This window comes from Carboxylicivirga caseinilyticus (assembly GCF_050589785.1).
GTDB classification, from domain to species: Bacteria; Bacteroidota; Bacteroidia; order Bacteroidales; family Marinilabiliaceae; genus Carboxylicivirga; species Carboxylicivirga caseinilyticus.
In genome coordinates this window covers 1-14,379 of the sequence record NZ_JBNGOX010000046.1, presented here as the reverse complement: position 1 = coordinate 14,379, position 14,379 = coordinate 1, and the positions used below count along the sequence as shown (strand labels likewise).

Here is a 14,379-nt window from a genome sequence, read left to right as displayed (position 1 = left end):
GATCAGTACAATGAATGCAATTTTAGATAAATTTAAACAGATCATATACTTCGCCGCACAAGAGTTACACAACATTGTGAAGGATTCGGGAGTCATACTAATCTTTTTTGTGGCTACCCTTCTGTACCCTGCTCTTTACGCTTTTGTGTATCAAAAAGAAGCAATTGATGAATTACCGGTGGCGGTTATTGATAATGACAATACACAAACAAGCCGTAAACTGGTTAAGATGCTGGATGCATCATCAGATATTGCCATAACTGAGAAGATTAACGACTTTCAACAGGCCGAACATTTGTTTCTTGAGAAAAAGATATATGGAATCATAACTCTGGATAACGGTTTTGAGAAACAAGTAATGAAAGGCGAACAGGCTCACATGGGTGTATATTGCGATGGCAGTTACATTATGCACTATAAAACGGTATTGACAGCTGCAACCAAAGCAGGGCTTACTTTTGGAGCCGGTGTGCAGGCAAAGAAGCTGATGATGAAAGGAACGCCTAAATCACAACTGATGGCACAGATCAGTCCGGTTAACCTTGTTTCAAAACCATTGTTTAACGCTACAGGTGGCTACGGAACTTACCTGATGCCTCCCATTATGGTTCTGGTTATTCAGCAACTTTTACTGATAGGCATTGGAATGATTGGTGGTACACATCGTGAGAAACACAAAGGTAAATACATAATTTCAGAGGAAATTAAAGAACGTGGCTGGGACAGTTGGTTTCTGGGTAGAGCCCTTAGCTATTTCATCATTTTTATGCTGGTGGCCTATTACCTGTTTGTACTCACTTTTAAATGGTTTGATTTCCCTATTCATGGTACATCCAGCGATGCAATGGTGTTACTGATACCCATGATACTTGCTTCTGTTTTTCTGGCAATGTGGATATCCACCTATTTTTATTTCAGAGTGCAATCGATGATGCTATTCCTGTTTACTTCATTCATCTTTTTATTTCTGAGTGGAATAAGCTGGCCAGTTGAAGCATTCCCGGCTGTTTTTAAATGGTTTGCCCAAATATTACCCAGCACACATGGAATACAGGGAATTATGAAAATCCAGATTTTTGGAGCAGAACTTTCTGAAGTACAAAATCATATAACCGCCTTATGGACACTTACTGCTATCTTTTTCACAGGCAGTAGTCTTCGATTCTGGCAGTTATCAAAAATGAAAAATTGATAGTTGAATAATTTGAAAAAAGGCTGATTCAGAACGTTGAATCAGCCTTTTTCTTTTACACTTTTTTTATAATTCAGGATAACTGACTGGTGACTTACCCGTTAATTCAAAATCACCCAATAATGCTCCTGCCAATGCTCTTTGTGAATAACTATCAATGTTATAACAATTGATACGCGTTTCTATTCGTGGCAAATAAATGATGTTTTTATAAGGATCGCCAAAGCCTAAACTGATAACCTTATCTTTCGGAAGCATATTGGAAGCCCACATGGTTAACGCCTCCCGACCACTTAAGGATAAATCGCCCCAAGGTACACCCGGTAAACTATAATAGGTAAAAATGATTTTATCGTATTCCAAAGCCAGGTTGGTAAGCTCTGAACCTGATTCAAAATAGCTTAAATTTCTTCGAACAGTTACCTCCATCCCTCTTTGTTTCAACTCATTTACCAACACATCAAATACACCTTCTTTGTAATCCTGCATTACCTCAACCAACAATATTTTCTGATCTGTTGGTGATAGAAATGGTGAATCAGTTTCTTTTTTACTGATGAGAGTTAAAGCTTTTTTAGAAATTTCAAATGCTGTTTGATGATGTTTTTCCAGCAGTGAGTCGCTAAGAGGAATGATGGTCTGATAGTCATCTTCGAACAATCCTAATTGCGCTTTCAGATTCCAGATCCGCTCAACGGCATCATCCAAACGGCTCATAGTTATTTCGCCTCTGTTTATACGTGCTTCTATTGTATCGATAACAGCCAGCGAAGGCCATAATAAAATATCAGTACCGGCCTTAAAACACTCTACTTCCGTTTCAATCTGACTACTGTAATATTGTGCAATTCCTGCCATATTTAAGGCATCACTTACAACCACTCCATTAAAGCCCATTTTATCCTTTAATAAACCTTGAATTAACTCAGAGGAAAGAGTAGCCGGGAGAAATTCATCATTCAACTTTTCTTTCTGATAGGCAGGAAATGAAATATGACCTGGCATAATCACCTTAACCCCATCATTTATGAATGTTTGAAATATCATTCCGTATGTAGAATTCCATTCTTCAACAGACAGTTTATTCTGGGAAGTAGAAAAATGCTGGTTGATAAAATCGGTACCGTCACCCGGAAAATGCTTTGCCGTTGCAGCAACGCCCTTTGTCTGCATTCCTTTGATCTGAGCTGGCAACAGTTTTATTGCCAAATCAGGATCTTTACCGATGCTTCTAACATTGGTTATGTAGCTGTATGGATTGATATTTAAGTCGGCTACCGGATGTAACAACCAGTTAATACCAATACTGCGGGCCTCAGAAGCAATGATAGCACCGTATTGCTCAGCAAGTTCTTCCGATCCAATGGCTCCCAGTCCCATTTCTGTTACCAGTTGTGTATATCCGTCAATAACAAAACCTAAACCGGTTTCGAAATCTTCTGTAAATAAAAGCGGATTTTTTGAAGCAGTCTTACACTGATTTACAATTTTTATATACTCATTTTTAACCGAATCAGCAGAAACAGCACCGGCAATATTCCAGTTGGCCAAAAAGATCGACCCAATCGGATACTTCTGAAAGAATTGCTCATAAGAACCACCTCCCAATTGAAGCATCTCATTTTTATTAAACTGATAGCATACCAGTTGCCCCACTTTTTCGCGCACACTCAGCTTTTGCCATTCTTTATTAACTGATAATGAATCGGTCTGCTTTGGTAACTCTTTCTTAGTTGAAGGTTGACAGCTGGCAAAAAATAGTCCGGATAGGATTATAATGGATAACAAAAGATTTTTCATAGTCTGGATTAGTTGGTACAAACAAAGTATTATAATTATTTCACTTCAATCACTTTCACTAAGGTAGGTTTACTCGAAGCCACTCCTTCCCCGTCGACCTGATCAACTTTTTGAACGAACAAATGGAGCTGACCTTTTTCCTTCCACAGTTCAGTATCGAAGGAGGGTTCCCACAAACCAACTCCAAAATCGGTAATATCAGAAAGTTCAATCTTTGTTTTCTTACCCAGCGTGACCTTAGCTAACGATACTTTTTCGTCACGCTCCTGATCTCTGAAAATGATACAGGCTATTGTCTTTTTTCCTTTCGACTGAGCCACAATCTGCGGACGTGAAATAGGTATACGTTTGGTTCCACCTCCGCTTAACGAAAAAGCCGATGATCTGAATCTCAGGTTCTGATGAAACCATTCGCCATTTAGGAAAGTCACTAACTGATATTGTGGCACATCAGAATCCTGCTCTCTCCAATAAGAGGCTATATAAGGTTGTCCTTTATCATCAGCCACAATAGAAGTCTGGTTAATCAACTCACTTCGCTGAGGAATGCGACAAGCGTATTCGGCACTTTTAGCATTAACCGGTAAAACATATTTATCACCGTTGGTTTTCTCCCAGCTCACGCCACCATCTTTTGACCGGGCATAACATAAATCATGATTGGATGACACATCCCATGTTTCACGCCATACCCATGACAGATGAATGGTTCCTTTTGAATCAATACAAGCCTGCCAATAAGCATTGCGCTGACCTTCACCATCTATAAGGTTGGTGTGTAATACACTCCATTTTTGCGCTTTAGTATCATACTTCTGCATTGCCAGGTTTCCTCTGCCCGACATGCCATCACGATACATAAAAATCAGATTGCCATCAGGCATTTTAAAAAACTGAGGATAAGTCACATTGTCCTCATTGGCTCCAGCCATTGATTGTTTCTCACCTAACTTCAAACCATACGGAGCAATACTACGGGCATATCTAAGCGGATGTCCGTGATGATCCCAGGAAACATGCAAATAACCATCACCATCCACCATAATACTAATACAGTTATGAGCATCTTTAACATTCCCTTTATATTGAGTAACGTATGTTTTAAATGTCGTTGATTTAATATGACGTTTACCTAAGGTGAGATAACCATCGGGATTGTAAAACGCAATAAACTGAGTATCATTTGCGGTTACCAATGAGTTTTGTCGAAAAACAACTGCATTTACCGAGTTACTAGACCATCCATCAGCTACATCAATAACATTCTGAGCTGATAAATTCAAACTGGTAAAAAACAATACAACTATAAGGTTTAAGGATCTTATCATTTTGTCAACTAATTTTAATCAAAAATAAGAAATATGGTTATAGCGAAATAATATAAATACGACGCATTGTGTTATAAATCTAAAAACAGGTTGGTTATTCCAGAATATTATTACAATTTATCAATCAACATTTCAAACCCTTACAACATTTTTTAAACCAATTTAAAACAACAACGTTTTTACAGAAGTTATACTAATATATCACACAATCATATTAACCATCTGAAATGGGATTATTAACATCATTATTTAAAAAAACACCTAAACCGTTAAAACTAGATACTTCTAAAAAATACCATTGTCCCACAGCTACCATTGTATATGGCACTAAAACCGGTAATGCTCAATTGGTTGCTCAACAACTGCAAAAGACATTGGAACAATATAAAATTGATTCGGAATGTTATAACATTGCCAAATATGACGTTAACCGTATCTTTTCTGAGAAACTACTTTTAATTGTAATGAGTACTGATGGTGAAGGAGAACTTCCGCCAAACAGTAAGAAGTTTTTCGGTTTCCTAAAACACGATGAATTTCCTCAATTAGCTGACTTGAAATATTCAATATGTGCACTTGGTGACTCAAGCTACGAATATTTTTGTGGTGCAGGCAAGTTAGTAGACTCCCAACTACAGGCACTTGGAGCTCAATCGGTTATAGAACGCGTAGATTGTGATGTTGACTTTAAGGGAGACGCTCTTGACTGGATTGAAAAGGTTTTCCATTTCCTGAGTAATAACACCCAAAAAGAGCTCACCTCATCACCATCCATTGATTTTAAAGAACCGGATATGCTGGAAGCTTTGTTAACCGATCGATACATGTTGACCAAAGGTGATCAGGATAAAGCTACATGGCATATAGTACTGGATAATTCTGAAAACAAAGTGGAATACCAAAGTGGTGATTGTATTGAAATCATTCCAGAAAATCCAGACCAACTTGTGGCAAAAATTCTGGATATTTTGCATATCGATTCAGAGGAATTTATAGATGACAGTAAACAATCTGCTTTTGAACTTCTGAAATACAAATATGAACTTACCAAATTAAACCGAAAAGTAGTCAGAAATTACTATGCTGCTACCTCTCAGCTTTCCTTATCAATTCTGATTAATGATCAGGAAACCTTGAATAAATATGTATCTAAAAAAGACGTACTTGATCTTATAACAGATTATCCATCGGATATTGATGCAGCAACTCTTATTAAGATTCTCTCACCTTTGCAATCGAGATACTATTCAATTGCTTCAGGATATAAAGCCACACCGGATGAAATTCATCTGACCATAAAAACCATCCGTTTTGAAGAGCAGGCCCGTTTTTACGAGGGAGCGGCTTCAGTTTATATGAACGAAGGATTACAAAAAGGTACCAAAGTACATTTCAGATTAATACCCAGTCCCGGATTTCATCTTCCGGAAGACTCATCAAGCCCTGTTATTTTAATAGGTGTTGGAACAGGAATAGCACCCTACAGAGGTTTTTTACAGGATCTGAAAAAAGAGAATGTGAAAGACCAAGCCTGGTTGATTTGGGGAGATAAAAAACAGGCAGAAGACTTTTTGTATGAAGATGAGCTTCAAGAATATCTTCAATCAGGCCACTTAAAGTATCTTGACACTGCTTTTTCGCGCGATCAGGAAGCAAAAAGATATGTACAGCATCTTTTAAAAGAAAGAAAAAAAGAACTGATGCAATGGATTGATATGGGCGCTCATATCTATTTGTGTGGTCATACGCATATGGGCCACGATGTTAGAAGTACCTTATCCGATATTTTTATGGAAGAGAAGGGGTTATCAAAACAAGATGCCAATCAGCAAATAGTTAATATGCAGGAGAATGGACTTTTACATGAAGACTTATATTAAAATATGATAGATTAATTGAAGAAGTAATTTCTTTCAGTTTAATGGCAAACATATTTATCCTCTTAAACAACTATGTTTATTAAAATATTATTGTTATTTACTTATGCCATAAGGCTTTAAGAAGATTTTTTAATGGTTTTTAAATCAAGCTGGCATTGACAAATAGCTATTATTTAAAATTAATTCGTAGCTTTACGAACAGATGTTTTTTTAGCTACGATTTTGAAAAGAAGCAAACAAACCATAATTTAGAATTCTAAACTCAAAATTCCGAAATCGATATGAGTACGGATGCATTAAACAATTCACTGGTTCAGAACTGGGGAGACAAAGTGATTTTAGTTGTTGAAGATGTTGACACCAATAAAATATTTTTTGATGCCGCACTTCGAAAAACCAATGCCAAAATTCTATGGGCAAAAGATGGCAAAGAGGCTATCACACTGTTCCAGGAAAATAGAATTGATTTAGTCTTGATGGATCTTCAACTTCCTATTATGGATGGCTACACTGCTACCCGTGAAATAAAAGCTATTAATTCTGAAATACCAGTTATTGCACAAACAGCACATGTAATGTCTGGCGAAAGAGAAAAATGTCTGGAAGCAGGTTGTGATGATTATCTGGCCAAGCCAATCCGACTGCAGATTCTTATGGATACGTTATCAAAATACTTAAATAAATAAAAGCTGCCTTAGGGCAGCTTTTTTATTACAATATCTTCACTTCCGTTCGCCTGTTATTAGCTCTTCCCTCTTCCGTCTCATTGGTATCTACAGGCTGATTAAATCCATATCCTTTGTATTTCAATTGCTCCGCTTTTACTCCTTTACTTACCAGGTAATTATATACCTCCCTGGCTCGTTTCTGAGCTAAATCCATATTGTAGGCGGCTGTTCCAACATTATCAGTATGTCCTCCAATTTCAGCCTTTACCGTGGAATTAATCTTTAGTAAACGAACAACATTATCCAACTCGAGACTCGATTCTTCCTTTAAAATATAAGAGTCTGTTTCAAAGAATACATTCCTGAGCACAATACGTTCGCCCGGCTGAATACGACTCAGGTAGACATCTAATATTTGTGGATTCTCAACCGAACTAACGTCATTCACATTAAAATGACTCGAATAAAACAAGTATCCTTCTTTCTCTACATTTAGTCCATACTCATTTCCCAATGGAAGGCAAAAAAGAAATTCACCTGAAAAATCTGTAGATTCGGCATACATGGCAGTTTTACCTTTTGCCAGATCTGTTATTTTCAGAAAAGCACTTAGTTGTTTATGGGTCGTTTTATCAAACACACGCCCCTTAACATAGGCCGAAGGAACAGGCCTGATTCGTTTAGGCATTACAAACTGGTAAAGATCCTTACTATCCTGACCATTATGCTTACCGTCAGAAGAAAAATAACCCATATCTCCCTTAGCATTTAACACCAGGCCAATTTCGTCGGCAGCGGTATTTAAAGGATATCCTAAGTTTACAGGTTCCGACCATACTCCTTCTTTATTCTGACGTGTCAGGAACAGATCCATCTTCCCCATTCCGGGCCAACCATCAGAAGAAAAATACAAGGTTTGATTATCGTGATGAATAAACGGAGAATTCTCATCTCTTGGCGTATTAACATTGCTTCCCATGTTCTCAAGATAGCCAAAGAAAGGTGTCCCATCTTTTTTGTATCCCTGTAACGTAGCCTTCCAGATATCTTTTTTGCCTATTCCACCCGGGCGGCTGCTAACAAAAAACAAGGTTCTTCCATCTGCCGAAAAACTGGGTTGTGACTCCCAGAAAGGAGAATTAACCGGGCCTCCAATGTTAACCGGCTTTGTCCAGCCATCACGTGTTCGTTTTGAGAAATACAAATCACAGCTTCCTTTGCTATCGTCTCGTCCACAGGCTGCAAAAAACATCCAGTTACCGTCGGCACTTAGAGTTTGAGCACCTTCATTACCATCTGTATTAACTGAGTAAACTGCCTCGCGCATGGTCCAGACACTATCGACAAACTCTGAGGTATAAAAATCTTCACGGAAGTTCAAGGAATTCTTTTGCAGAGAACTGTTCATAAAAGCTAAAGTATCCCTTGGTACCAATACAGTGTATACCAGCTTTTGACCGTCGGCACTGATGCTTGGCCAATATTCGTCGTACAAACTGTTTACATGATCACCCATATTTATCGGAAGAATCTCAACCGGATCAGAAACAGCTTTAGCTGCAAACTTAGCCCTCTGAATATAAGCCCGGGCCTTATTTTTCAACTGCTGGCTTCTCACTTTCTCAATATAACGATTCATCCAGCCTTCAACAGCAGCATACTCACCTATATTAAATTGGGCAACACCCATATTATAAAAAGCCGAAACAAAATACATGCTATCAACCTGTATGGCTTTGGTTATACAATCAATTTCTTTTTTATGCTGACTGGTTCTGAAATAAATATCAGCCTTTAATAAATAAGCCTCAATAAACTCAGGATCCTTATCAATTGCATCATCCAAAAGCTTTACCGACTCGTCGAGCTTATCCTTGCTATACATCTCTTCGGCTGAAGCGAATAAGGCAACAGCCTTTTTAGATTTTGTGTGCAAACTCCATTTACCCTTCTGTCCGGATTGAGCATTAACAGACCAACAGGTAACAATACCCAGCAAAACTGAAATGATTAAATATTTCATTCAACTAACATTAAATATACCGGCAATGAAATTATTACCAGGTTGAAAATCGCAAATTTACTGCTTAATCCAAAGTTAAGAAAACAAATACACTAAAACACCTAATTAGTACCTTAACCCACAGGTGTTAGAACCTCAACTTTCTTATGAGTTAATGGCGAGGCTATTGTTTCACGGGTTAACTCCCGTAACTCATCTTGTCGATCGTGGTATTCGGATGTATTGATAGGTTTATGAATATGCATTTCCACCGAACCGGGTAAAAGATTAAAACCTTTGTTATAAATTTTGTGGGTATTAACCAGGGTAACCGGTAATATTGGAAGGTCAAGTTCAAATGCTATTTTAAATGCACCTTTCTTAAAACTACTCATTTTGTTTGATCCACTTCGGGTGCCTTCCGGAAAAATAACCACTGATGTTCCGTTGATCAGTTTCTGTTTGGCTTCGTTAATCGATTCCATTGCAGCCCTTGGTGATGATCGATCCAAAAATATATGTCCTACCTTATAACTGGCATATCCTATGGCAGGAGCCTTACGCAGTTCTTTTTTCATGATCCACCTGAAATCGATACCGATCCATCCATACAACAGAAAAATATCATATCCGCTCTGATGATTGGCTACAATTACATACGATTGGTTCTTATCAATATTTTCCCTACCCTTTACGGTTACAAACATGGGGGTGATATAACCGGTAAATTTTGCCCACGAAGCTCCCCAAAAGCTTCCAACCCTTGGATTAATTAAGATTGAAAAAGAGGCAGCCAGAATCGAAAACAGCAGGCTAAAAACCAAAAATAAAGGTATAAATATTAAGAATTTATAGGGTTGATAAAGCCAATAACCAATCTTTTTCATTATGCACTATTAGAATTGATATTAATGATGAAAAAAAACCACTAATTGAATTTAATAAACAAAAATAGAAAATTGGGTAAATTATCTTATCGTCTGATAACGTTTAAAAGTACATTTTTGATGTACATGGATATTTTTATGTTCTGCAATAATAGTATTTACAGATACTGTTGAAGAATATAGTCTTCTTGCAAATCTACTCTAACTAAAAAAAAAGGCTGTTTCTTTATTCCTTTCTAATTATTGAAGTCATTCACATTTACGGTTATTCCTTCCAGTTCAGAAAGAATTTTAAAAGCATCTTTTTGGGTATCTCCACAAACCAATTTCTCGGGAGTAAAACCACCACATACCTTGGGGCGATCAGGATGCCCAAAAATTTTACAGGAAAAATCATCGCTTAAATTCACACATTTAACCCCGGCAGGTTTACCCTTAGGCATGCCCGGGATGGGCGAAGATATGCTTGGCACAATACAACAGGCTCCACAGTTTACTCTACATTCCATCTACTCGTTAAACTTAAAAACTTTTGCAAAGAAAGTACAATTCAAACTTATCTCACCTCTTTTTTTACCAATTTCCTTAGAATCCTTCACAACCTCCCCTCAAGATAATTTTTACTTTTCCAACCCCACCAAGGCTTTTACCGCGTCAAAACTGTTTTTATTAATAAGGCTTAAGAAGCTTTCTGTTTTTATTTAGTATTGAGCAATACCCAAAATTCCAACGAATACAATTTACATAACACCTAATTAATAATTATTTTGTTTATATTTAGTCGTTTAATAAACGTCTGATTTATTTAAACAATTACAATTAATTATAAACGATTTTGATGGAACATATCAGGTAGTTAATTGATTTAGTTTAATAATAGCGTTTATAAAGTAATTGGCAATAATTAAAAAGAAAACCGTAGCAAAATTTAATCAAGCAAAATAATAAACGAATGAAAAGGATTTACTTCTACTTTTTATTAACTGGATTAGCTTTAATATCATTTGAGGCATTTTCACAGAAAGATGTTCAGTTTGTAAATAAAGGATTGAAAGCAGCACAAAACGGCAATATTGATAAGGCATTGGTTTTTTTCGATAAATCACTAGCACTAAATCCAGACAATATTGACGCAAACTTTTATAAAGGACAAATACTAGAACAAAATAAAGCTTATCCAGAAGCAATTGGTTTTTACTCAAAAGCCATAAAACTCTTAGATTCGAAAGAGCAATTCTATATAAGAAGAGGTTACTGCTATTATAAAATTGACAGTTTAAATCAATCACTTAAAGACCTAAACTTTGTACTTGACAGAACCCCTAAAAACATAGAAGCTTTAAAGAAACGTGTAGATGTCTATAGGAAAATGGAGAATTGGGAAAAGCTTTTAGCTGATTTTGACACTTACTTAGAAATGAACCCACAAGACTATTATGCAAAGTTAAATAGAGCAAATGTTCTAAATGAACTTGGGAGATATAATGAAAACTATGAAGTTTTAGTTGTTCTTGCAAAAGAATATCCAAATGAACATATCATACAAAATAATTATGCTGAAAGCTTAAAAAACTTAGAACTATTTGAAGATGCGTTAAAACAAATTGATTCTACAATAAAACTGAAACCAGATTATGACAATGCTTACATAACGAAGGCAGAAATATTATTAAAACTTGAAAGATTTGAAGAAGCTTGTGAAAATAAAAGCCGAGCAATCGAATTAGGATTTGACATCAATAAACTTGATTCAGATGTTTTAAAGGAGTTTGAAAAGAATTGTAAATAACTATTGCCAACACGCTGGAAATAAAGCATGGCACGGCTTGCTCGTCCTGACACCGTTGGGCACAAGCATGAATAACGTACAAAATGAATAACAAACCCAAAGAAAAAATTAAAATAATAAGTGAACGAAAGTTCATAATTCTATGCATTCTGACATTTGGACTTTATAAAATATGGTGGATTTATAAGAGTTGGAGATTTTTTAGCTACAAAGACAAATTAAATGTGAATTCTGCAACACGGACATTATTCTCATTTATCTTTCTAATTCCTTTATTTCAAAGGATAAAAAAGTATAGCAGTCAATTACAAGTAAATATTAGATATTCCTCTGTCGTTCTTTTTATTCTATTATTTATAGCCGACTTTTTAGTTTCAATTTCAGGATCATTATGGGTTATTTCTATTTTTTCATTTGTTTTTTTACTTAAGCCTGTTAATTCGTTAAACAGGACAATATTAAAAGATTCAAATTTTGAAGTTTCTGAGGCAAAAAAGTTTAACTATAGACAAATAGCAATAATGGGATTTGGAATTATTTGTTGGATATTCCTTTTTATTGGCTGGGTTCAAAGTTTTCAAAATGACTCTGAATATGCGACTTATACAATAAGTAAAGAAAAGTTTGATGAAATAATGAAGTAACAGTATACAAATGCCAGTGCCCAACATGCTGGAAATAAAGCATGGCTCGTTTTACTTGTCCTGACGCCTTTGTCTACTTTTAAGTGATATCACGACGAATTGAGATGACTTAATAGTTAAACCGTAACCAAACCTTAAAACAATAAATATGAAACAGATTCTGAAATATACATTTTTGCTATTAATAACTTTATCTTCTTGTCAAACAAAACCCAAAGAAGTAATTATTAAGGGGAAATTTAAAGGAGATATTCCAAATGAAATTGGTTACTCTAAGCCAATAAATGGTACTTGTTTTGGATACTTTCGTTCTTCTGCAAAAGTTGATTCTATGGGGAACTTTGAAATACTCCTTAATATAGAAGAACCTTGCTTTATCACTCTCTTTTTGAATGACAACGATGGTCAATTATTATTGGAGCAAGGTGAAGTATATAATGTAACTATCGAAACAGAACAAGGTAAAAATACGATAACTTATAACTGCAAGAATAAAGTTATTCAGACGGAATACCAAAAGTTGTTTAACCCACATAATCCTGCGCAAATTGGGTATAAATATAAAGACTTACCTATTTCTGTCGTAAATAAGAAGCTAGATTCAATGTATTTAAATGATATTTCAACATTTGAAGTGCAACTTAATGACGGAATTTTGCCTTCGGTTTTATATGATAAAATAAAACTTGATAGAAAACTATTATATAATGCAGCTTTGCAATTTTATACTGCAATAAACTTTTCTAATGCCTTAGTTAAAGGATTAGAAGTCAAGACTGATTCAATAGATACGGTTTGGAATAACATTATATTGCAAAATCCATTTGATTCTAAATTATTATTAAGCTCAAAATGGGCATATTCCTATATTCAATATTTATTAGAGTATCATGAGTATACTGAAGCTAATTTTACTTTTGAGCAAAGGAAGAAAGCAAGAGGAAATGGCAATATTCACACCTATATGCTAAATATCGCAAAAAAGTTCTTAGAACCAGATTTACTTGAGTTTTATACGGCATCATATATAATCAGAGCAGCTCGACAGGATAAATTTGAAAAGGAACTTATCGATCTGCTAGAAGAATTTAAGGTAGACTTCCCAACAAGTAACTATTTAGCAGAATTAGAAGCTCCCATTCAAAAAATCATCGACTTTCATAAAAAAATTGCGGAATCGGAATTTGAGAAAGAAGTAACGTTCGTAGAAAATTATAAAAACATTAATTCATTAGAGGAGTGCTTTACGATTTTTAGGGGTAAAAGAGTATATGTTGATCTTTGGACAACTTCGTGCGGATATTGTAAAGATGAATTTGCATTTAAGGACGAACTTAGATCTTTAGATCTAATAATATTGAAATGCTTTATATTTCAATAGATAGAGACATATACGATATAAGATGGAAAGATATGATAAAATATTATAACCTTGCTGGCAACCATATTAGAGCAAACGCAAAACTGAAAGCTGATTTAAGAGCAAAGCTTGGCAGTTTTGGAATTCCTAGATATTTAATTATTAACAAGCAAGGAAGTATTGTTAACAATGATGCACCGAGACCATCAAATATGGAAGAGTTAGAAAAATATTTGTAATAATAGCAGGGTACAACACAGTCTCATTCAGTTAAAGTTGTGCAACAAATAATCAGCAGACGTGAAAAAGCATTGCTTATTTTTAATGATAATCCAACTTACATTGAGTTGTGCGAATGTTTCCGATATTGAGAAACTAAAGTCTAACGCTTCAAATCTTAATGAATATAATTACTTTGAGTATACATTTAAACATAGTGTGTATAGAAGCTACACAGATAAAGAGTCTGTCCGATCGGGTATCGCATATTTTGGTTTGAATCCCATTGATACCTTATTGGGTGTAAGTTACTATTTTGACATTCATCTGGGTTCTCTTAACGAGATTCTATTTTATAATGGGGATTTAGAGGTACATACGTTGCCTAATGATAGTATTGCATTTTATCGGGATATTAAGGAATTACCTCGAAGAAAAATGATTAGTCAACCAATCTTTGAAGAGTCGCTTTGGGGAATTAAGAAGTGGTTAAACGATGAAAATGTAGAAACAAAGTAAGCATCCGGTAAAGTCCATGTTGGTTTGATGAAAACCAGCAAAACTTTCAAATTAATTTGAAAACATTCGGAGTAATTTGAAAGTCCTTTGA

At 35.5% G+C, this 14,379-nt stretch carries 13 protein-coding genes; 8 read left to right on the top strand and 5 right to left on the bottom strand.

What is annotated here, in order from left to right; all coding sequences use genetic code 11:
- The first annotated feature begins 10 nt into the window (after positions 1-10).
- Positions 11-1,192 carry an ABC transporter permease gene (locus ACRD62_RS18780; protein ID WP_430821650.1) on the top strand — a complete coding sequence of 394 codons (1,182 nt, stop codon included), beginning with the start codon at positions 11-13 and terminating at the stop codon, positions 1,190-1,192.
- Positions 1,193-1,258: 66 nt separating this feature from the next.
- On the opposite strand, the gene ACRD62_RS18775 is transcribed toward ACRD62_RS18780, so the two are convergent.
- Entirely contained in the window at positions 1,259-2,992 is a 1,734-nt protein-coding gene (locus tag ACRD62_RS18775; protein WP_430821649.1) for a glycoside hydrolase family 3 protein, read from the bottom strand.
- A 35-nt stretch (positions 2,993-3,027) separates the two neighbouring features.
- Positions 3,028-4,320: a BNR repeat-containing protein gene (locus ACRD62_RS18770; RefSeq protein ID WP_430821648.1), complete on the bottom strand. Its 1,293-nt coding sequence runs from the start codon at positions 4,318-4,320 to the stop codon at positions 3,028-3,030.
- A 227-nt stretch (positions 4,321-4,547) separates the two neighbouring features.
- On the opposite strand from ACRD62_RS18770, the gene ACRD62_RS18765 reads away from it, so the two are divergent.
- Together ACRD62_RS18765 and ACRD62_RS18760 are read left to right on the top strand one after the other, a co-directional pair.
- A complete protein-coding gene (locus ACRD62_RS18765) occupies positions 4,548-6,200 on the top strand; it encodes a diflavin oxidoreductase (protein WP_430821647.1) in 1,653 nt (550 codons plus the stop codon).
- A 281-nt stretch (positions 6,201-6,481) separates the two neighbouring features.
- The gene (locus ACRD62_RS18760) at positions 6,482-6,886 is read left to right on the top strand and encodes a response regulator (protein WP_321412269.1); all 405 of its coding nucleotides are present in this window, start codon (positions 6,482-6,484) and stop codon (positions 6,884-6,886) included.
- A 25-nt stretch (positions 6,887-6,911) separates the two neighbouring features.
- Here the strand turns inward: ACRD62_RS18760 and ACRD62_RS18755 are convergent, their stop codons facing one another.
- From ACRD62_RS18755 to ACRD62_RS18745, 3 genes are all read right to left on the bottom strand, one after another.
- Positions 6,912-8,891 (bottom strand): OmpA family protein, encoded by a 1,980-nt coding sequence (locus ACRD62_RS18755; protein ID WP_430821646.1) that lies wholly within the window; start codon positions 8,889-8,891, stop codon positions 6,912-6,914.
- A gap of 113 nt (positions 8,892-9,004) precedes the next feature.
- The gene (locus tag ACRD62_RS18750; protein WP_430821645.1) at positions 9,005-9,757 is read right to left on the bottom strand and encodes a lysophospholipid acyltransferase family protein; all 753 of its coding nucleotides are present in this window, start codon (positions 9,755-9,757) and stop codon (positions 9,005-9,007) included.
- 236 nt (positions 9,758-9,993) lie between these two features.
- Positions 9,994-10,266 (bottom strand): YkgJ family cysteine cluster protein, encoded by a 273-nt coding sequence (locus tag ACRD62_RS18745; RefSeq protein WP_430821644.1) that lies wholly within the window; start codon positions 10,264-10,266, stop codon positions 9,994-9,996.
- Positions 10,267-10,709: 443 nt separating this feature from the next.
- Here ACRD62_RS18745 and ACRD62_RS18740 point away from each other — a divergent pair, with 443 nt between their 5' ends.
- From ACRD62_RS18740 to ACRD62_RS18720, 5 genes are all read left to right on the top strand, one after another.
- The gene (locus ACRD62_RS18740) at positions 10,710-11,546 is read left to right on the top strand and encodes a tetratricopeptide repeat protein (RefSeq protein WP_430821643.1); all 837 of its coding nucleotides are present in this window, start codon (positions 10,710-10,712) and stop codon (positions 11,544-11,546) included.
- An 83-nt stretch (positions 11,547-11,629) separates the two neighbouring features.
- A complete protein-coding gene (locus tag ACRD62_RS18735) occupies positions 11,630-12,190 on the top strand; it encodes a hypothetical protein (protein WP_430821642.1) in 561 nt (186 codons plus the stop codon).
- A gap of 148 nt (positions 12,191-12,338) precedes the next feature.
- Positions 12,339-13,571, top strand: a complete 1,233-nt coding sequence (locus ACRD62_RS18730; protein WP_430821641.1) for a thioredoxin domain-containing protein — start codon at positions 12,339-12,341, stop codon at positions 13,569-13,571.
- Positions 13,553-13,789 (top strand): TlpA family protein disulfide reductase, encoded by a 237-nt coding sequence (locus ACRD62_RS18725; protein ID WP_430821640.1) that lies wholly within the window; start codon positions 13,553-13,555, stop codon positions 13,787-13,789. The genes ACRD62_RS18730 and ACRD62_RS18725 overlap by 19 nt, the downstream gene beginning before the upstream one ends.
- Positions 13,790-13,874: 85 nt before the next feature.
- Positions 13,875-14,288: a hypothetical protein gene (locus ACRD62_RS18720; protein WP_430821639.1), complete on the top strand. Its 414-nt coding sequence runs from the start codon at positions 13,875-13,877 to the stop codon at positions 14,286-14,288.
- The last annotated feature ends 91 nt before the right edge of the window (positions 14,289-14,379 follow it).